Source organism: Rhodanobacter sp. FW106-PBR-R2A-1-15 (assembly GCF_058789735.1).
The window spans coordinates 64,822-83,608 of sequence record NZ_JBYTEM010000012.1 but is presented as its reverse complement, the minus strand read 5'-3'; the positions used below and the strand labels follow the sequence as shown (position 1 = coordinate 83,608).

At 69.5% G+C, this 18,787-nt stretch carries 18 protein-coding genes; 7 read left to right on the top strand and 11 right to left on the bottom strand.

What is annotated here, in order from left to right:
• Positions 1–13: 13 nt before the first annotated feature.
• The 3 genes from AC3WTD_RS08535 to AC3WTD_RS08525 all read right to left on the bottom strand — a co-directional run bounded on the left by AC3WTD_RS08535 (position 14) and on the right by AC3WTD_RS08525 (position 2,770).
• Positions 14–1,033, bottom strand: a complete 1,020-nt coding sequence (locus AC3WTD_RS08535) for a mevalonate kinase family protein (RefSeq protein ID WP_027493613.1) — start codon at positions 1,031–1,033, stop codon at positions 14–16.
• On the bottom strand, positions 1,033–2,025 hold the full coding sequence (gene mvaD, locus AC3WTD_RS08530; protein WP_492613532.1) for a diphosphomevalonate decarboxylase: 993 nt from the start codon (positions 2,023–2,025) through the stop codon (positions 1,033–1,035). Before mvaD ends, AC3WTD_RS08535 begins: the two co-directional genes overlap by 1 nt.
• 235 nt (positions 2,026–2,260) lie before the next feature.
• Complete coding sequence (locus AC3WTD_RS08525) at positions 2,261–2,770, bottom strand: GNAT family N-acetyltransferase (RefSeq protein WP_027493615.1); 510 nt, start codon at positions 2,768–2,770, stop codon at positions 2,261–2,263.
• Between the two features lie 163 nt (positions 2,771–2,933).
• Here AC3WTD_RS08525 and AC3WTD_RS08520 point away from each other — a divergent pair, with 163 nt between their 5' ends.
• The gene (locus AC3WTD_RS08520) at positions 2,934–4,421 is read left to right on the top strand and encodes a RimK family ATP-grasp domain-containing protein (RefSeq protein WP_492613531.1); all 1,488 of its coding nucleotides are present in this window, start codon (positions 2,934–2,936) and stop codon (positions 4,419–4,421) included.
• 53 nt (positions 4,422–4,474) lie between these two features.
• On the opposite strand, the gene AC3WTD_RS08515 is transcribed toward AC3WTD_RS08520, so the two are convergent.
• Entirely contained in the window at positions 4,475–4,732 is a 258-nt protein-coding gene (locus tag AC3WTD_RS08515; protein ID WP_492613530.1) for a hypothetical protein, read from the bottom strand.
• A gap of 117 nt (positions 4,733–4,849) precedes the next feature.
• On the opposite strand from AC3WTD_RS08515, the gene aroE reads away from it, so the two are divergent.
• Both aroE and AC3WTD_RS08505 read left to right on the top strand, forming a co-directional pair.
• Positions 4,850–5,680 carry a shikimate dehydrogenase gene (gene aroE, locus AC3WTD_RS08510; RefSeq protein ID WP_492613529.1) on the top strand — a complete coding sequence of 277 codons (831 nt, stop codon included), beginning with the start codon at positions 4,850–4,852 and terminating at the stop codon, positions 5,678–5,680.
• Between the two features lie 450 nt (positions 5,681–6,130).
• Positions 6,131–6,679, top strand: a complete 549-nt coding sequence (locus AC3WTD_RS08505) for an energy transducer TonB (protein ID WP_492613528.1) — start codon at positions 6,131–6,133, stop codon at positions 6,677–6,679.
• Between the two features lie 7 nt (positions 6,680–6,686).
• Here the strand turns inward: AC3WTD_RS08505 and AC3WTD_RS08500 are convergent, their stop codons facing one another.
• On the bottom strand, positions 6,687–7,220 hold the full coding sequence (locus AC3WTD_RS08500; protein ID WP_492613527.1) for a gamma carbonic anhydrase family protein: 534 nt from the start codon (positions 7,218–7,220) through the stop codon (positions 6,687–6,689).
• 83 nt (positions 7,221–7,303) lie between these two features.
• Between AC3WTD_RS08500 and AC3WTD_RS08495 the strand changes: the two genes are divergently transcribed.
• A complete protein-coding gene (locus AC3WTD_RS08495) occupies positions 7,304–9,361 on the top strand; it encodes a M3 family metallopeptidase (protein WP_492613526.1) in 2,058 nt (685 codons plus the stop codon).
• Positions 9,362–9,523: 162 nt separating this feature from the next.
• On the opposite strand, the gene AC3WTD_RS08490 is transcribed toward AC3WTD_RS08495, so the two are convergent.
• Positions 9,524–9,733 (bottom strand): cold-shock protein, encoded by a 210-nt coding sequence (locus tag AC3WTD_RS08490; protein ID WP_008438719.1) that lies wholly within the window; start codon positions 9,731–9,733, stop codon positions 9,524–9,526.
• Positions 9,734–9,955: 222 nt separating this feature from the next.
• Between AC3WTD_RS08490 and xth the strand changes: the two genes are divergently transcribed.
• From xth to AC3WTD_RS08475, 3 genes are all read left to right on the top strand, one after another.
• Entirely contained in the window at positions 9,956–10,723 is a 768-nt protein-coding gene (gene xth / locus AC3WTD_RS08485) for an exodeoxyribonuclease III (protein ID WP_027493622.1), read from the top strand.
• A gap of 5 nt (positions 10,724–10,728) precedes the next feature.
• Positions 10,729–11,406, top strand: a complete 678-nt coding sequence (locus AC3WTD_RS08480; protein ID WP_235642472.1) for a YecA/YgfB family protein — start codon at positions 10,729–10,731, stop codon at positions 11,404–11,406.
• A 192-nt stretch (positions 11,407–11,598) separates the two neighbouring features.
• Positions 11,599–12,432 (top strand): pirin family protein, encoded by an 834-nt coding sequence (locus AC3WTD_RS08475; protein WP_492613525.1) that lies wholly within the window; start codon positions 11,599–11,601, stop codon positions 12,430–12,432.
• A 247-nt stretch (positions 12,433–12,679) separates the two neighbouring features.
• Here AC3WTD_RS08475 and AC3WTD_RS08470 read toward each other — a convergent pair whose 3' ends face one another.
• From AC3WTD_RS08470 to AC3WTD_RS08450, 5 genes are all read right to left on the bottom strand, one after another.
• A complete protein-coding gene (locus AC3WTD_RS08470) occupies positions 12,680–13,453 on the bottom strand; it encodes a carbohydrate ABC transporter permease (protein WP_492613538.1) in 774 nt (257 codons plus the stop codon).
• A gap of 44 nt (positions 13,454–13,497) precedes the next feature.
• Entirely contained in the window at positions 13,498–14,376 is an 879-nt protein-coding gene (locus tag AC3WTD_RS08465) for a carbohydrate ABC transporter permease (RefSeq protein WP_027493625.1), read from the bottom strand.
• Positions 14,373–15,674 (bottom strand): sugar ABC transporter substrate-binding protein, encoded by a 1,302-nt coding sequence (locus AC3WTD_RS08460; RefSeq protein ID WP_492613524.1) that lies wholly within the window; start codon positions 15,672–15,674, stop codon positions 14,373–14,375. The genes AC3WTD_RS08465 and AC3WTD_RS08460 overlap by 4 nt, the downstream gene beginning before the upstream one ends.
• Positions 15,671–17,134, bottom strand: a complete 1,464-nt coding sequence (locus tag AC3WTD_RS08455) for a glucoamylase family protein (RefSeq protein WP_492613523.1) — start codon at positions 17,132–17,134, stop codon at positions 15,671–15,673. The genes AC3WTD_RS08460 and AC3WTD_RS08455 overlap by 4 nt, the downstream gene beginning before the upstream one ends.
• 75 nt (positions 17,135–17,209) lie before the next feature.
• Positions 17,210–18,730, bottom strand: coding sequence for a tryptophan halogenase family protein (locus tag AC3WTD_RS08450; protein ID WP_235642474.1), 1,521 nt, complete (start codon positions 18,728–18,730; stop codon positions 17,210–17,212).
• Positions 18,731–18,787 lie beyond the last annotated feature (57 nt).

The window sequence follows — 18,787 nt, the reverse complement described above, 5'->3', positions numbered from 1 at the left end:
TAGGTCGGTTGAATCAGTGCACCTGCACGCTGGCGGCAACGGCCGGGCGTAGCTCGAGCACGGGAAAGCCGGCGGCGCTGGCGGCCTGCCGGAAGGCTTGCAGGCGCGCGGCGTCGGTGGCCAGCGCGATGCCGATGTCGCCGCCGCCGGCGCCGCAGGTCTTGTAGGCAACCCCCAGGCGCGCTGCCAGCGTGGCCAGTGCGCGGTGCTCGGGGCTGAAAATGTCCAGGCCGCTGGCCGCGCCCAGGCGATCCAGCGCCTGGGCGCAAGCGGACACCGCCTCGAGCAGCGCGGCGGCGCTGGCCGCACCGGCGGCCGCCGTGGCGCAGTCGCCGAGCTCGCGCATCGCCGCGGCGTGGCGCGCCGGCGCCTGCGCGCGCCAGGCGGCCAGCCGCTGCAGGAAGACGCCGGTCGAGGCCGGCCGGCCGGACCACACGCAGCACCACTCCAGTCCGTGCGGCCATGTCGCCGGCGCGATCCGTGGCTGCCCGTCGTGCAGCCGATAGAGCAGCAGGCCGCCGGTCAGGCTGGCGGCGACGTCCAGCCCGCTGCCGTGGCCGCCCTGCGCCCGGCGGTGCGCCGCGAGCAGCGTGTCGAGGGACGGCGCAGCGCGCCGGCCCAGCGCACGGATCGCACTGGCCAGCGCCACCGTCAGCGCCGCGCTGGAACCCAGGCCGAGCTTCCGCCGGCCATCGCCGCCGGCGTGGAACGCGCGGGTGTCCAGGCTGGCGCGGAACGGCGGCGGCCGGTCCTCCGCACCGAGCGTTTCCAGAATGGCGCCGACCAGCCGCAGCGATGCGCTCGCCGCCGCATCCAGCGCCGGCCAGATGATCCGTCCGGCCGCATCCAGCCGGCCGTGCGCGGCATCGATGCCGAGCCCGGGCGCCGTGATCTCGTAACCGCTGCCGTCGGTGTCTTCCAGCACCACGCGTGCCCGGCGATCGATCGCCAGGACCAGCGCGGGAGCGCCCTCCAGCACCGCGTATTCACCGGCGATCACCAGCTTGCCCGGCGCCGAAGCCAGCACGCGCATCAGGGCGCCTCGCTGTCGTCGAGCCGCCGTGCACCTTCGCCCAGCCGGCTGCTCAGCAGCTGTGTGACGCCGGGCAGCTCGGCCAGCGCGGCGGCGATCCGGGGCATCGCGTCCGGCGTGCAGACGGCCTTCACCTGGGCGCCGGCATCGACCGTGAAGAAGACCTGCTCGCCCGCGTCCTCGCGCAAGGCGCGAATACGCTGCATGCAGTCGACGGTGGCGCCGTTCCAGTACAGCAGCGGCGGCCGGCTGGACTGCATCACCGCATGCATCTTCAGGCAGTTGTGCTCGCTCAGCTCGGCCAGCGCGGCGAAGTCGCGCGCCTGTACCGCGCGCTGCGCGGCCGCCAGGTCCGCCGCCGCGCCGTCCACCCACGCCAGGTAGAACGGCGACGTGCGGCGGCTGCGCTCCATGCCAGTGCCCGAGCCGACGTGCTTGCGGCGATCCGAGGTCACCGCGACGACCACCGCCAGCGGCCATGCGGCGGCGTCGAGCAGGGGTTGCGCGACCGCGTCCGCGCCGTCGGCGCGCTGGCCGGCGGCCATGCTGACGAACCCGCCGAACAGCGAGCGCGCCGCCGAACCCGAACCCTGCCGGGCCAGCAAGGACAGAGTCTGGCGGTCCAGCGCGAGGCCGAGTGCGGCATCGGCCGCCACCACCAGCGCCGCGAAGCCGGATGCCGAGGAAGCCAGTCCCGCCGCGGTGGGAAAATTGTTGCGCGTGTCGATCCGCGCGCGCTGCGCGGTGCCGGCGCGCCGCCGCAGCAGATCCAGGCAGGCGCTGGCCCGGGCCAGCGTTGCCGGGTCTTCCACCCCGTTCAGGCGCAGCTCGTCATGCCGCAGCGACGCATCGAACTCGACCCGGGTGCGCGTCCACAGCGCGTCCAGGGTGACCGACAAGGAGCCGGTGGCCGGCAGGTTCAAGCTCGTGTCGCGTTTGCCCCAGTATTTGACCAGGGCAATGTTCGGTTGTGCTTGCGCGGTGGCGGCCATCGGGATTCCGTTGCGGGAGCGGCCGCGCCATCGGCGCCGGACGAGCGCGTGGGTCCGGAGCGGTCGGCAGCTGCCGCTTGCCGGGCGCGCGTGGCGCGCGGGAAACCGCGGTGCGATTGCCGCGGTCCCGGCCAGCCACGACGCCGGCGTTCCCCCCATTGTGACGGCGACGAGCCATGCGCGACCTGATGTACATCAGGCTGCGTATGGCCGATCTGGCACACCGTCGCGTGGGTCAGCCGAGCGTCTGCTCATAGCGCCAGGCATCGGCGCCGTCTTCGTAGTAGTGCGCGTAGCGGCCGCTGCGGCGGAAGCCGTGGCGTTCGTACAAGCGGATCGCGGCGGCGTTGTCGGTGCGTACTTCCAGTTTCAATGCGCGCGAGCCGCGGCGCCGCGCGGCGTCGACCACCGCGGCCAGCAGCGCGGTGCCGACGCCCCGGCCGCGCGCTTCCGGCGCGGTGGCCAGCGAGTACAGCCGCGCCATGCGGCTGCCCTTGCGGAAGAACAGCACGGCGCTGCCGAGGAGCAGGTGGTGATTGGCGCTGGCCACCAGCACCAAGGCGGAGTCGCTGTCCAGGTGCCGGCGATATTGCGCGCGGCTCAGCCGGTCGCCGTCGAAGCTGCGCAGTTCCAGCGCGACCAGCGCGTCGAGGTCGGTCGTGACCGACCGCCGCACGCGCACACCGGCGGCGCCGGCTGGTGCGTTGCGGGGTGGCTGTGGAAGCGGTGGCGGCAGGGTCGGCACGCGCGGACTGTAGCAGCCGCAGCCGGCGGCGCGCGGCAGCGGTTTACCCCCGCTTCAGCACCGCCCTTGTGCCTGGCCGGCGCGGTGCGCAAACTGCGCGCTTTGCAAGAGCCGTCACGCTAGCGCGCGGCGCCCGTCATCGCCGTATCGCCCGAGTGGTGCCATGACCCGTCTGGTCGTCGTTGTCGAAAAAGCTTCGGACTGGAGTTCGTACTACCCGTCGGTCGACGTGATGAGCGCGATGGACTACCTGCGCACGCCGGTCGGCGGCGACGACGAACGCACTCACGTGATCAACCTGTGCCGCAGCTACAAGTACCTCGGCACCGGCTATTACGTCTCGCTGCTGGCCGAGGCGCGCGGGCACAAGGTGATGCCGTCGGTGCGCACGGTGAACGACCTGCGCCGGCGCTCGCTGTACGGCCTGGACATCGACGACCTCAACCAGAAGCTCACCCACTTCCTGCCGGCCGGCGGCCGCGACACCACCGACTTCGGCACCCTGGTCTACTTCGGCGGGACCGCCTACCCGGCGCTGCAGGACCTGGCCCGGCAGGTGTTCGAAATGTTCCCCTGCCCACTGCTGCGCATCGAGTTCGAGCGCGACCGCGTGTGGCAGGTCAGCTCGATCAAGCCGGTCGGCCTGCACATCCTGGTCGACACCCAGGAGGACGCGTTCGCCGAGGAGCTCGACCGCTTCTCGCGCAAGTTGTGGCGCAAGCCGCGCGCGCGCCGCCAGTACCGCTACGACCTGGCGATGCTGGTCGACCCGAAGGAGCAGATGCCGCCGTCGAACAAGAAGGCGCTGAAGGCGTTCGTGGCCGCCGGCAGGGAACTCGGCATCGAGGTCGACCCGATCGGCAAGAACGACTACCAGCGGCTGGCTGAATACGACGGCCTGTTCATCCGCGAGACCACCGCGTCCGACAACCACACCTACCGCTTCGCCCACCGCGCCGAGAAGGAAGGCATGGTGGTGATCGACGACCCCAGCTCGATCCTGCGCTGCACCAACAAGATCTACCTGAACGACCTGATGGTCTCGCGCAAGCTGGCGGTCCCTCGTACGGAAATTCTCTACCGCGACGACAGCAAGGGCATGAAGGAAGTGGTGGCCCGGCTCGGCTTCCCGCTGGTGCTGAAGATCCCGGACGGCTCGTTCTCGCGCGGCGTGGTCAAGGTCGAGGACGAGGAGGCGCTGGCGCACGCGGCCAGCGGACTGTTCCAGCACAGCGCGCTGCTGCTGGCGCAGGAATACGTCTACACCGAATTCGACTGGCGCATCGGCGTGCTCAACCGCGAACCGATCTACGCCTGCAAGTACTACATGTCGCGCGGCCACTGGCAGATCTACAACCACGGCGCCAAGGGCACGGCGAAATCCGGCGGCTTCGAGACCATCGCGCTGAAGGAGGCGCCGGCTGCGGTGGTCAAGCTGGCGCTGAAGGCGACCCAGCCGATCGGCGACGGCCTGTACGGCGTGGACCTGAAGCAGGTCGGCAACCGGCCGGTGGTGATCGAGGTGAACGACAACCCGTCGATCGACGCCGGCGTCGAGGATGCCTACCTCGGCGAGGAGCTGTACCTGCGCGTCATGCGGGAGTTCCTGCGCCGGATGGAGCGCAAGCGCCGGGGCGACACCGCCGACTGACGTTGATTCGCTCCCTCCCCTGCAACGCGGGGGAGGGTCGGGGTGGGGCGCTCCTAATGCCAGACCGCGCTACGGACCATGCGCCGCCGCGGCCGGCACAGCGCCAGCAGCTGCCGCGACAGCGAAGGCTCCAGCACCAGCAGCACGACCAGCGGCGCGCCGAGCAGCCAGAACGCCGGCGTCCAGCCGAGCGCCTCGGTGTACGCCGGCACCAGCGTACTCAGCAGCAACACGCCGCCGGCGAGCAGCCACAGCAGGGTGGCGCCGAGCAGGCGCTGGTGGCGGATGGAAGGCAGGGCTGGCGTGCGCATGGCGGTGGTCTCGTCGGGAGGAATGGGTGCAGGCTGGCGCGTCGCCATCTCACCGGTTGCGACCTTCCGCGCGACGGCCCACGTAGAATGGAGCGCAACCACCCGCCGGGAGTCCTCATGCCAGCCACCCAGTTCGCCGTGTTCGGCCATCCGATTGGTCACTCGCTGTCGCCGCCGATCCACCAGGCATTCGCGCAGCAGTTCGGCATCGAGCTTGCGTACCGCGCGATCGACGTGGAACCGGCCGGGTTTGCCGCGGCGCTGCGAGCGTTCTTCGCCGACGGCGGCCGCGGCGCCAACGTCACCCTGCCGCACAAGGCCGCCGCCTTCGCGCTGGCGGACGAGCGCAGCGCGGCAGCCACCCGCGCCGGCAGCGCCAACGTGCTGACTCCGCTGGCCGACGGCCGGCTGGCCGCACACAACACCGATGGCGATGGCCTGGTGCGCGACCTCGCCGAGCGTCACGAGGTGGACCTGCGCGGCCACACTGCGCTGCTGCTGGGCGCCGGCGGCGCCGCGCATGGCGTGGCGTGGAGCCTGCTGGACGCCGGGGTGGCGACGCTGACCATCGTCAACCGCTCGCCGGGGGCGGCCGACGTGCTGGCCGACGCGATCGGCGATCCGACGCGGGCGCACACGCGCTACTGGGAAGACCTGGCCAGCATCGGCAGCTACGACCTGATCGTCAACGCCACCTCGGCCGGCGTGCTCGGTGTGGCGCTGCAGCTGCCGTTCTCGCTGATCGGCGCGCGCGCGCTGTGCTATGACCTGTCCTACGGTCCGGCCGCCGCCAGCTTCCTGGCCTGGGCGAAAACCGCCGGCGCGCGCCATGCCTTCGACGGCCTCGGCATGCTGGTGGAAACCGCCGCCGACGCGTTCGAGCTGTGGCATGGCCAGCGCCCGGACACCGAGCCGGTGTACCAGTCGCTACGCCAGCAGGGCGCGTGAGCGCATTCGCCTGAGAGGTTGTGATTTTTTCAACCTCTCAGGTCGGCCACGGCGAGGGCATGGCGAGGGCATGGATGCCCGAGTTGAGGCAACGCAGGGAGCGGTTGCCCGATGCCCGAGTTGAGGCAACGCAGGAGCGGTTGCCCGATGGCCGAACATGAAACAGTCACGCCAGTGACTGTTTCATGTGAGCGAGTCCGGGCGTGTACCGGACTCGCGATCGAAGAAAACCACAGGATGTGGTTTTCTTCACAAGCTCTGCCGGGCCGGCGGCGGTGCCGACCGCCGCCATGCGCTGGCCTGGCCGGCGCGGCTGGAGGTGACCACGTCGGTGCGTTGAGGCGGGCCGCCACACGGTTGCAACACGGCCCGGCGATGATGGCCGGACCGCCGGGAGCGCGTCGGTGGCGACGGCTCCAGTGCGCGGCCATCGTTTGCGCAGCAGGTGTCATGCTCCGTTTCCCCTCCGCCGCATTGCACCGCTACATGCTTGCCCTGGTCTGTCTCGCCTTGCTGGCCGCGGCCGCCGGCATTTTCCGCTACGGCCGGGCGAGCGCGAACGTCGCGTCGGACGCCGCTATTCCATCGTCCGCCGACCCGGCAGACGCCCCGGGCGACGGGGCGCAAAGCGGCAGCACGATTTTGCTCGGCCTGGCCCGCGACGCGATGCATGATGGACGCCTGGTCGCGCCGGCCGGCAGCAATGCGTTCGAGTTCTACCTGAGCGTGCTGCAGCTGGAACCGGACAACCGCACCGCCAACGAGGCCCTGCGCGAATCGTTCCCGCGTGCCGCCGAGGAGATCGAGCGCACCATCAACCAGAAGGGCCTGGACGAGGCGCGCCGTGAGATCGACCTGCTGCGCGAGTTCGACCGCAACAACTTCACCCTGGCGCTGCTCGGCGGCAAGCTCTCCGCCGCACGCAACATCGAGCGGCGGCAGCACGAAACCGAAGCCGAGCGCATCCGCCAGGCGAACGCGGCGCGCGGTGCACTGTGATACCCGGTCAGGCGGACGCCAGGTAGGCGTCCTTCAGCCGCACGTAGTGGTCGGCCGAGTAGTGCAGCTGCTCGATCTCGCGCTCGCCGAGCCGGCGCACGAACCTCGCCGGGTTGCCCAGCCACAGCTCGCCCTCGCCGACCACCTTGCCCGGCGGCACCAGCGCACCGGCACCGACGAAGCCGTGCTTCATCACCACCGCGCCGTCCAGCACGCTGGCGTGCATGCCGATCAGGCAGTAGTCGCCGATCGTGCAGGCGTGCACCACCGCGGCGTGGCCGACGGTGACGCCCTCGCCGATCAGGCACGGGTAGCCGGGCCCGTATGGGCCGGCGTGGGCGACGTGCACGATGGCGCCGTCCTGGATGCTGGTCTTCGCGCCGACGCGGATATGGTTGACGTCGCCGCGCAGCACCGCGCCGGGCCAGATCGAGGCATCGTCGCCCAGCACCACGTCGCCGATCACGCTGGCGGCGGGGTCGACGCGGACGCGCTGGCCGAGGCGGGGCACGATGCCCTTGAAACTGCGCAGAGGATTCATCGGCCCATTCTAGCGGCACCGCGCCGCCGTGCTTGATTTCGGCCGGCGCGCTCGCCACGCTGGCGGCCTGCCAAGGAGCGCCCATGAGTGACCACAACCCGCTGCTCGCCGCCGACCCGCTGCCGGCGTTCTCGCAGATCCGCCCCGAACACGTCGAACCGGCGGTCGACACCATCCTCGCCGACTACCGTGCCGGCATCGACGCGCTGACCGCACCTGGCGCGCCGCACGACTTCGGCCACGTGATGCTGACCCAGGAGCGGCTGGAGCAGCGTCTGGCGCAGGCCTGGGCGCCGGTGTCGCATCTGCACGCGGTGGCCGACAGCGAGGCACTGCGCAAGGTCTACGGGCCGGCCGAGGAAAAGCTCACCGAGCACGCGATCGAGCTGGGTCAGAACCGCGACCTGTACGCCGCGGTGAAGGCGCTGGCCGAGGCGGCGGATTTCGCCGCGTTGCCGCGGCCCGAGCGCGCGCTGGTCGAACATGCGCTGCGCGACTTCAAGCTGTCCGGCGTGGCGCTGGAGGAACCGGCGCGTTCGCGCTTCCGCGCGATCGGGGTGGAGCTGAGCAAGCTTTCCACCGAATTCTCGAACGCCGTGCTCGACGCCAGCGAGGCGTGGCACGAGCACGTCACCGACGAACGCGACCTCGCCGGCATCCCCGAATCCGGCCGCGCGGTACTGCGCCAGTACGCCGCGGACCAGGGTCTGGACGGCTATCTGGTCACCCTGAAACAGCCCAGCGTGCAGGCGGTGCTGACCTATGCCGACAACCGCGGCCTGCGCGAGCGGGTGTATTGGGCCTACCAGACGCGCGCCTCCGACCAGGGCCCGAACGCGGGCAAGTTCGACAACAGCGCGCGCATCGAGCGGATCATGGCGTTGCGCCACGAGGCCGCGCAGCTGCTCGGCTTCGCCAACGCGGCGGAGGAGTCGCTGGCGACCAAGATGGCCGCCTCGCCGACCGAGGTGATGGAATTCCTGCACGACCTGGCGGCGCGCGCGAAGCCGGTGGCGCAGCGCGAACTGGCCCGGCTGCGCGAATTCGCCAGTACTGAGCTGAAGCTCGACAACCTCGAATCGTGGGACGTCGGCTACGCGTCGGAGAAGCTGCGCCAGCGCGACTACGCGCTGGACGAGGAACAGCTGAAGCCGTACTTCCCGCTGCCGGCAGTGATCGACGGCCTGTTCGGCCTCGCCGGGAAGCTCTACGGCATCACTCTCGCTCCGCGCGAGGGCATCGACGTGTGGCATCCGGAAGTGCGCTACTACGACGTACGCGATGCGAGCGGCCGCGTGTTCGCCGGCGCCTACGTGGATCTCTACGCACGCAATGGCAAGCGCGGCGGCGCGTGGATGGACGTCTGCCGCGCCCGCTTCGACGACGGCGAACAGCGGCAGTTGCCGGTGGCCTTCCTCACCTGCAACTTCGCGCCGCCCACCGAGGGCAAGCCGGCCCTGCTCACCCACGACGACGTGCTGACCCTGTTCCACGAATTCGGCCACGGCCTGCACCACCTGCTCACCGAGATCGCGCTGCCCTCGATCGGCGGCATCGATGGCGTCGAGTGGGACGCAGTGGAGCTGCCCAGCCAGTTCATGGAGAACTTCGGCTGGAACCGCCAGGCGCTGGACCTGTTCGCGCGCCACTGGCAGACCGGCGAGCGGCTGCCGGACGAGCTGTTCGAACGCATGCTGGCCGCGCGGCACTTCCACGCCGGCCTGTTCCTGGTGCGCCAGCTGGAATTCGCGCTGTTCGATTTCCTGCTGCACCTGGAGTATGACCCGGCCCAGGGCGCGCGCGCGCTGGCGGTGCTGGAGGAGGTGCGCAAGCAGGTCGCGGTGCTGCACCCGCCGGCATGGCAGCGCTTCCCGCACGCGTTCAGCCACATCTTCGCCGGCGGCTACGCGGCCGGCTACTACAGCTACCTGTGGGCCGAGCTGCTCAGCGCCGACGCGTTCGGCGCGTTCGAGGAGCGTGCGGGCGAACGTGGCAGCGTGATCGACCGCGCCACCGGCGAGCGCTTCCGCCGCGAGTTCCTCGCCGTCGGCGCCAGCCGCCCGGCGCTGGAGAGCTTCGTCGCGTTCCGCGGACGCAAGCCCGAGCCGGAGGCGCTGCTGCGCAACCATGGGCTGGGCTGACCGACATCCCGCGTAGGAGCCCGCTCGCGGCGATGCTTTTGCTCTTGCGAATCCCGAATCCCGAATCCCGGCTTTCAAAGCATCGCCCGCGAGCGGGCTCCTGCACGGGCACAAAAAAGCCCGCCGAAGCGGGCTTTTTCGAGGCGTTGAAGTCCGTGGACTTCAGGCCGCCTGCACTTCCTCAGCCTGCAGGCCCTTCTGGCCCTTGGTGACGATGAACGTGACGCGCTGACCTTCCTGCAGGGACTTGAAGCCCGTGCCCTGGATCGCGCGGAAATGCACGAACAGGTCATCACCGCTTTCCGGGGTGATGAAGCCAAAACCCTTGGCGTCGTTGAACCACTTGACTGTACCGCTCTGACGATCCGACATGTAACTTTACCTTTGAAGCATGGATGTGTCTGCGGTCCGATACGCTAAGGCACGGCCGCAATAGGAGCAAAAATAGGAGTTTCCCCGGATTCTTGCTCGGGCAGCATACACTGGAATCCGCGCTTCCGGGGGTTTTTCGCAGCTTCCGTTCATCTTTGTGCCGCCGCCCGGCCACACCCCCGCGCCGCAGGGGGCCGCCGGCGCTTCCCGTACAATGCCGCCATGAAGATCGCCTCGTGGAACGTCAATTCGCTGAAGGTGCGCCTGCCGCAGCTGACCCAGTGGCTGGCCGAGGCGCAGCCGGACGTGGTGGCGCTGCAGGAAACCAAGCTGGAGGACGCGAAATTCCCGCGCGACGAGCTGGCCGCGGCCGGCTATCGCGCGGTGTATTCGGGGCAGAAGACCTACAACGGCGTGGCCATCCTGGCCCGCGACGAGCTCACCGACGTGGTCACCGACATCCCCGGCCTGGACGATCCGCAGCGGCGCATCCTGGCCGCCACCATCGGCGATCTGCGCGTGGTCGACCTGTACGTGGTCAACGGCAAGGCGGTCGGCGACGAGAAGTACGCGTACAAGCTGGATTGGCTGGCCAAGGTGCGTGAATTCCTGGCGAGTGAGCTGGAACGCCACCCGAAGCTGGTGGTGCTGGGCGACTTCAACATCTGCCCGGACGATCGCGACGTCTACGATCCGGTCGCCTGGGGTGAGGACATCCTGTGCTCGCCGCCGGAGCGCGACGCGCTGAAGGCGATCACCGGGCTCGGCCTGCACGACAGCTTCCGGCTGTTCCAGTCCGACGCCGGGCACTACAGCTGGTGGGACTACCGGCAGGCCGCGTTCCGCCGCAACATGGGCCTGCGCATCGACCTGATCCTGATCGGCGAAGCCCTGAAATCCGCCGCCACCGCGGCGGCGATCGACCGCGAGCCGCGCCGCTGGGAACGCCCCTCCGACCACACGCCGGTGACGCTGGAACTGGATATCTGACCGAAATGACCTCGAAGACCGAATGGCCCAGCTCGCTGGACGACAACGAACTGGACGAGCTGGACCGCTACCTGCGCGCGCACACCGGCGAAGGCGACCTGTTGCTGGACGGCGTGCACGGCCTGCTTTCGGCGCTGGCGGTCGGCCCGCTGCTGGTGCTGCCGGACGAATGGCTGCCCGAGGTGCTGCACGAGCCGTTCACCGACGAGGACGAAGGCAACCGGGTGCTGGCGCTGCTGGCCAAGCTCAACGATTCGATCATCGCCGAACTCGAGGTCGACGCCTACGAGCCGATCCTCGGCGAGGTCGAGATGGAAGGCGGCCCGATGCTGTCCGCCGCCGGCTGGTGCGAAGGCTTCAGCCGCGGCATCGACCTGCGCGCCGGGCTGTGGGAAGGCCGGCTGGGCGAAGACCCGCAGCTGATGGAACTGCTCGGCCCGGTGATGGCGCTGGCGGTGGACGAGGGCATTCTCAGCGCCGACGCCGAGTTCGAGAAGCTGAGCGATGACGAATACGACGAATGCCTGGCCCAGCTGCCGGGCGTGCTCGGCGCAGTGAACCAGTACTGGCTGGCCAAGCCGGCCACCGAGGCGGAAGTCGAAGCGATGGTGCGCCAGCAGCAGCCCGCCGCCGGCGATGACGGCAACCCGCCGCGCCAGCGCAGCGGACACTGGGTGCATTGAGGCGGGAGCGAGTGAGAGCTAAGGCGGTGCCGGCCTTCTCTCATTCCCCACGTCTCTTCCCTCGCCCTTCGCCCTTCGCCCTTCGCCCTTGCGGAATGTCGTGTCGGCGGAACGATCCGTTCCCGCCGTGGCGCTTGGATAACATGCTCCGCGCGATCATCTTGGTGCCATTGCATTCACCGGAGACCCGCCATGAGCGATCGCCACATTACCCGCCGCTTCCGCGGCATGGACACGTCCGACGGCGCCGGCGTGAAGCTGAAGCGGATCATCGGCCAGCCGGGACTGGATATGATCGATCCGTTCCTGATGCTGGACGAGTTCCGCTCCGATAGCGCCAACGACTACATCGCCGGCTTCCCCGAGCATCCGCATCGCGGCTTCGAGACGGTCACCTACATGCTGGCCGGGCACATGCGGCACGGCGACAACCACGGCAACCGCGGCGACCTCACCCCGGGCAGCGTGCAGTGGATGACCGCCGGCCGCGGCATCCTGCACTCGGAGATGCCGCAGCAGGAAAACGGCCTGATGTGGGGCTTCCAGCTGTGGGTGAACCTGCCGGCGAAGGACAAGATGATTGCGCCGCGCTACCAGGACATCGGCCCCGAGCGGATTCCCGTGGTGCGCCCGGCCGAGGGCGTCGAGGTGAAGGTGATCGCCGGCACGCTGGCTGGCGCCACCGGCCCGGTCGAGGGCATCGTCACCGCGCCGGTCTACCTGGACGTCGGCCTGCAGCCGGGCGCGAAGTACACCCTGGAGCTGCCGGTCGGGCATCATGGCTTCGCCTACGTGTTCGACGGCGAGTCGGCCCTGGTCGGCGGCGAGCAGTTGCAGCGCAGCGAGCTGGGCGTGCTGTCCGAGGGCGAGCAGCTGCAGCTGGCCGGCGGCGACCAGCCCTCGCGCCTGCTGGTGGTCGCCGGGCAGCCGCTGAACGAACAGGTCACCCGCTACGGCCCGTTCGTGATGAACACGCCCGAGCAGATCCACCAGGCGATCGCCGACTTCCGCGCCGGCAAGTTCTAATAAAGCAACGCGCCTCTCGCGATTGCCCCCTCTCCCTCCGGGAGAGGGTTGGGGTGAGGGTCCCCGTGTCCAGCGCTGTTTGGGCGAAGCCCGCTTTGTTGAAGGCAGCATATGAGCACTCGAGCTCTGCGTTTTCATCGAGGAGCGCTTCGCATCGGCCACGATGCGAGAGCGAACCCTCACCTCAATCCTCTCCCGGAGGGAGAGGAGGCAAACGCAAGGAGCGCATTGCTTCATGGAAGCAGGTTCAGCCCTTCACGCTGCCCAGCAGCAGCCCCTGCAGGTAATGGCGCTGCAGCGCCAGGAACAGCGCCAGCACCGGCAGCACGGTGACCACCGAGCCGGCCATCATCAGCTCGCTGTCCTGCGCGTGCTCGCGTGCCAGCGAGGCCAGCCCGATCGGCAGCGTGTAGTGCTCCTGCCCGGTCAGCACGATCAGCGGCCACATGAAGTCGTTCCACGCGGCGAGGAAGCTGAAGATCGCCAGCGTCACGATGATCGGCTTCAACAGCGGCAGCACGATCCGCGCAAAGATGCGCCACTCGCCGGCGCCGTCGATGCGCGCCGCCTCCAGCAGTTCGTCGGGGATGTCGCGCGCGTACTGGCGCACCAGGAAGATGCCGAACACGCTGGCCAGCGCGGGCGCGATCACGCCGGCGTAGCTGTTGACCAGGCCGAGGTACTTCAGCAGCAGGAACAGCGGCAGCATCGCCACCTGGGCGGGGATCACCAGCGCGCCAAGCAGCGCCTGGAACAGCCGCTCGCGCCCGGCGAAGCGCAGCTTGGCGAACGCGTAGCCGGCCATCAGGTTGAAGACCAGCGACAGCGCGGTGATCGCGCCAGCCACCAGCACGCTGTTGAGCAGGTAGCGGCCCATGCCGGCGCGCACGAACAGCTCGCGGTAATTCGTCCCGCTCGGATGCTTCGGCAACAGCGGCGGCGGCAGCGCGCTGGCCTCGCCCGGCGCCATGAACGACACCGACAGCATCCACAGCAGCGGGAACAGCGCCACCGCCGCCATGCCGATCAGCAGGCCGTTGACCAGCGCCTTCGCTAGCCGCGGGTTCACGTTTCCTCTCCACGCCGCGACAGCCTCAGCATCAGCGCGGTCACCGCGAACATGACCAGGAACAGCAGGAACGCCACCGCCGAGGCAGAGCCGAGGTTCCACCACTTGAAGCCCTCGTCGTACATCAGGTACAGCACGCTCACCGTGCTCTGCAGCGGGCCGCCCTCGGTCATCACGTAGGGTTCGGCGAACAGCTGGAAATAGCCCGACACGGTGAGGATGGCGACCATCAGCATGGTGGGTTTCAGCATCGGCAGGGTGATGTGGCGGAACTGCCGCCAGCTTGAGGCGCCGTCGATGCGCGCGGCCTCGTACAGCTCCGGCGGGATCGCCTGCAGCCCGGCCAGGAAGATGATCATGTTGTAGCCGAAGTTCTTCCACACCGCGAACGCGATGATCGTCGGCATCGCCCAGTGCGGGTCGCCCAGCCAGTCCACCGGCTGAATGCCGACCAGGCCGAGCACGTAGTTCGCCATGCCGTACCTGGTGTTGAACAGGTAGCGCCAGATCACCGCCACCGCCACCACCGTAGTCACCACCGGCGCGAACAGCGCGGTGCGCAGCAGCGGCTTGCAGCGCGCCAGCGGCGAGTTCAGCAGCATCGCCGCGCCCAGCGAGGCGCCCATCGACAACGGCACGCCTGCCGCCACGAAGTACAGCGTGTGGCCCAGCGCGGACCAGAACAGCGGCCGGTGCAGCAGCTCCCAATAGTTGCCGAGGCCGACAAAGCGCAGGTTGCGGATGTCGGCCAGCGCGTAGAGGTCGTAGTCGGTGAGGCTGAGCACCAGCGCGGCCAGCACCGGCAGCAGGAAGAACACGCCGAGCACGACGAGTGCCGGGGCGAGGAACAGCCAGGCGCTGCGCGGCGAATTCATCGCGCTCGCCCGCGTGCGTGGTCGAGCACCCAGCGGCGCTTGGCCAGGATGGCGTCGGTGCGCCGGTCGATCTCGGCGGCGGCCTGGTCGATCGTCAGCCGGCCGGCGACCGCCTCGGCGGCGACCAGCTGCATCTCGTTGACGATGCGCTCCCACTCCGGCACCGGCGGGGTCGGCTTCACGTGTTCCAGCTGCTCGCGGAATGCGCGCAGCTTCGGATCCTCGCGCAGCGCTGCGCCCTGCCACGAACTGCGCCGCGGCGGCAGGTCGCCGAGCAGTTCGTAGAAGCGTTGCTGCACCGCCGGCTGCGACAGGTACTCGATCAGCTGCCAGGCGGCGTCCTTGTGCTTCGACGTGCGGAAGATCACCAGGCTGGAGCCGCCGGCCGCGCCGATGCCGGCGCCGTCGGGACCGGGCAGCGGCGCGGTGGCCCAGTCGCCCTGCTGCGATGCGGGCAGGCGCGAGCGGAACTCGCCGATGTTCCACGGCCCGGACAGGTAGAACGCGTACACGCCGCGGCCGAATTCCGTCCACGGGTTGCCGGCCTCGACGTTGCTGATCGGCGGCGCCTGCTTCAGCCGGAACGTGTCGACGTAGAAGGAGAGCGCGCGCTTGAAGCCGGCGCTCTCGAAGTTGCCGTAGCGGTCGCCGTCGCGCAGCAGCGGTTCGCTCTGCTGCAGCGCCAGCGACATCAGCTGCTCGTACTCGTTGGTCGGCAGCAGGATGCCGTAGCGATGCCGCGCCGGGTCGCTCAGCGCGGCGAGCTGGCGCCGCCACTCGGCCCAGCTGCGCGGCGGCGCGTCGAAGCCGGCGGCCTCGAGCAGATCCTTGCGATAGAACAGCAGTCGCGTGTCGACGTACCACGGCACGCCGTACAACGTGCCGTCGATCACGTTGGTGCCCCAGATGCTGGCGAAGTAGTCGTGTGGCTGGATCACGGTCGAGTGGTCCACCCGTGCCTGCAGCGGTTCCAGTGCGTCGAGCGCGGCCAGCTCGGGCAGCCAGGTGTTGCCGAGCTGGCTCAGGTCTGGCGTGGAACCGCCGGCGAACGCGGTGAGCAGTTTCTGGTGCGCCGCGGTCATCGGCAGCTGCTGCACCTTCACGTGGATGCCCGGGTGCGCGCGCTCGAACGCCGGCAGCAGCTTGATGATCGCCTCGCCCTCGCGGCCGATCGTCCAGAAGGTGAGCTGCGTTCCCGGCGGCGCCGGTGCGCAGCTGCCCAGCAGGACGCCGCCCGCGGCGATCGCGGCCAGCCACAGGCCGCGCCATGATCGTGGCGCGCGCGCGCCCGGCTTCATTTTTCCGCCGCCCCCGCGCCGAGCCAACCGCCCTCGAAGCCGGCGCGCTCGAGTCCCTTGCGGATGTACGGATTCTTCTTCATCACCTTCCATACGAAGCCGTTGCGCCAGTTCTCGATCATCAGCACGATCGGGCCCTGGTCGATGCCCAGCTGCAGGGTATCGACCCAGCCCACGCCGGGCACCAGTTTGCCGGTGCGCAGCGTGGTGGGCGTGTGGAAGCTGAGGTTGAAGGCGTCGACGAAGCCGTACTGGTTGTAGATGTACTTGCCGTAGCGCTGCTGCATGGTCGCCAGCGCGGGGATCACGAGCTCCGGTGCGAACGCGATCGAACCGGCCGCCGCGGTCGGCGCGATGGTGCCATCGTCGGAGATGTCGTCGAGTCCGACGCCGCGCGCGGTATAGCCATGGAACGTGCGCTCGCCCTCGGCGCTCTTCACGACCAGGCCGCCGGGCCCGTTGCTGGCGGTGAGGCCCCATACGTTGGCGCCGTAGCCGGTCCAGTGGCCCGGGTTGGCGATCGCGTAGCTGCGCTGCGCGTAGGTGGCGCGGCGACTGTTCTCGAAGTAGTCGAGATCGTGCTCGCGGCTCCAGGCATCGCGGATGCCGCGGAAGTCGATCCAGCTCTGGCTGTACTGGTGGCCGAACATCGGCGCGAAGTTGAGGAAGGTCTGGCCCTGGAAGCGGCCCCAGGTCAGGTGGTTGGTGGACAGCCATGCCGTCCACGCCTCCGGCCGGACCGGGTGGGTCGGCGAGCCGAGCGCGAGGAGGTAGACCAGCATGCCCTCGTTGTAGCCCTTCCAGTCGGACGGGATGAACTGGCCGCCCGGCGTCCAGCCCATGCTGATCAGCGGCTTGCGCGGCTGCATCCACGGCCAGTCGACGCGGCGGTAGATGGTGTCGGCGAGCTGGCGGATCTCGGCTTCCTGCGGCGTGTCGCGGTCGTAGTACGACTGCGCGAACAGCACGCCGCCGAGTAGCAGGGTGGTATCCACACTGGACAGCTCGGTCCAGCGCGCGAAGCGCTTGCCGCTGTGCATGTCGAGGAAGTGGTAGAAGAAGCCGTGGTAGCCGCTGGCGTCGTCCTCGCTGCCGTTCTGCGGCGCATCGGCGAAAAAGCGCAGCGTCTTCAGGGTGCGTTCGACTGCCTGCTCGCGCGTGATGTAGTGGCGCTCCACGCCGATGCCGTAGGCGGTCAGCCCGAAACCCACCGCGGCGATCGAGGAGAACGACTGGCCCGGCCAGGAGTCGGGCAGCAGCCCGTTCTGCGGGTTGCCGCTCTGCCAGAACCAGTCGAAGCTGCGCCGCTGGAGATCGTCGACCAGCGCCTGTTGCCGGGCCGGCAGGTCGGCGTAGCCGAGGTTTGGTTGCCGCGCGGTGGCGGGTGTCTGCCAGCCGGCGCCGAATGCCAGCAGGGCGGTAAGGGCAATCGCGCGCAGGATACGGAAGGATTTCGACATGCTGAAACGCTCTCTCTTGCGGGGGAGTGTCGGGTGCGGCCCCCGGTGCGATCCAGGGGCGCCGAGTGGGGTATCTCAGGCGACCATGGCCGGCGCCGTGCAGCAGCGATCGATGAAGGCCTGGTGCGCCGGCATCACCTCGACGCAGCTGGCGACCACGTGGCTCACGCTGGCCATGAACCCGGCCAGCTCCGCGTCGGGCATCTGGTCGACCAGCGGGTGGTAGCTCTGCGGCGCGATGCGCTGGCCCAGCATCACCTGCACCCAGCTCGGGGTCGCGAACATCTCCTCGCCGTCGCGGAAGAAGCGGCCGCTGTCGCGGAACAAGCGGATGTTGTCCGCCAGCTGCGGGGGGATCGACATCGTGCGGCACTGGTTCCAGAACGGCGTGTCGTCGCGTTCGGTGGCGTGGTAGTGCAGGATCAGGAAATCGCGGATGTGCTCATACTCGAAGCGCGACTGCGCGTTGTAGCGTTCGATCAGCAGCGGGCTGAAATCGCGCCGCGGCAGCAGGTTGAGCAGGCGCGCGATGCCGGACTGGATCATGTAGATGCTGGTCGATTCCAGCGGCTCCAGGAAACCGCCGGCCAGGCCCAGCGCAACCACGTTGCGGTTCCAGGCCTGCCGGCGCACGCCGGTGGTGAAGCGCAGCAGCCGCGGCTCGCCCATCGGCACGCCGTCGAGGTGGCCGAGCAGGGTGGCGGCGGCCTCGTCGTCGCTGATGTGGGCGCTGGAATACACGTAGCCGTTGCCGGTGCGGTGCTGCAGCGGGATGCGCCACTGCCAGCCCGCCGGTCGTGCCGACGCGCGGGTGTACGGCGTCGGCGGGCCGACCTTCTCGCAGGCCACCGCCAGCGCGCGGTCGCACGGCAGCCAGTGGCTGAAATCGAGGTAGCCGGTGTGCAGCGCCTGCTCGATCAGCAGGCCGCGGAAGCCGGAGCAGTCGATGAACAGCTCGCCCTCGATGCGCTCGCCGTTTTCCAGCACGATCGCCTCGACGAAGCCGTCGTCTGCCCGCAGCACGGTCTGCGCCACCTTGCCTTCGGTGCGGCGCACGCCGCGCTGCTCGGCGTAGCCGCGCAGGAAGCGCGCGTAGCGACCGGCGTCGAAGTGGTAGGCGTAGGCGACGTTGGCCAGCGGCGAGCCCGGCGGCGCGTCGCTGGCCGACGGCATGAAGCGGCCGCGCGGCGCGGCCACCGTGTTCAGCGAATACGCGCCGATCTCGTCCGCCTTGCCCGCCTGGCGCGCCTTGATCCAGTACTGGTGGAACGGCAGCAGGCCGACGTCGTGGCCGATCGTGCCGAAGCCGTGCACGTAGCTGTCGCCGAGCCGGCCCCAGTCGTTGAACTGCACGCCGAGCTTGAACGTGCCCTGGGTGTTGCGCACGAACTCGACGTCGTCGATGCCGAGCAGGTTGTTGAACAGCTTGAGGTGCGGCACGGTGCCCTCGCCCACGCCGACCGTGCCGATCTCCTCCGACTCCACCAGGCGGATCGAGCAGCCGGTGTCGAGCACCTTGGCGAAGGCGGCGGCGGCCATCCAGCCGGCGGTGCCGCCGCCGACGATGACGATGTTCCTGATGCGCGGGTCGGTCATGAGAACCTGTGCCGGGGTAAGGTGGAAAAAGCAAAGCCCGCGAGGGGAGCGGGCTTT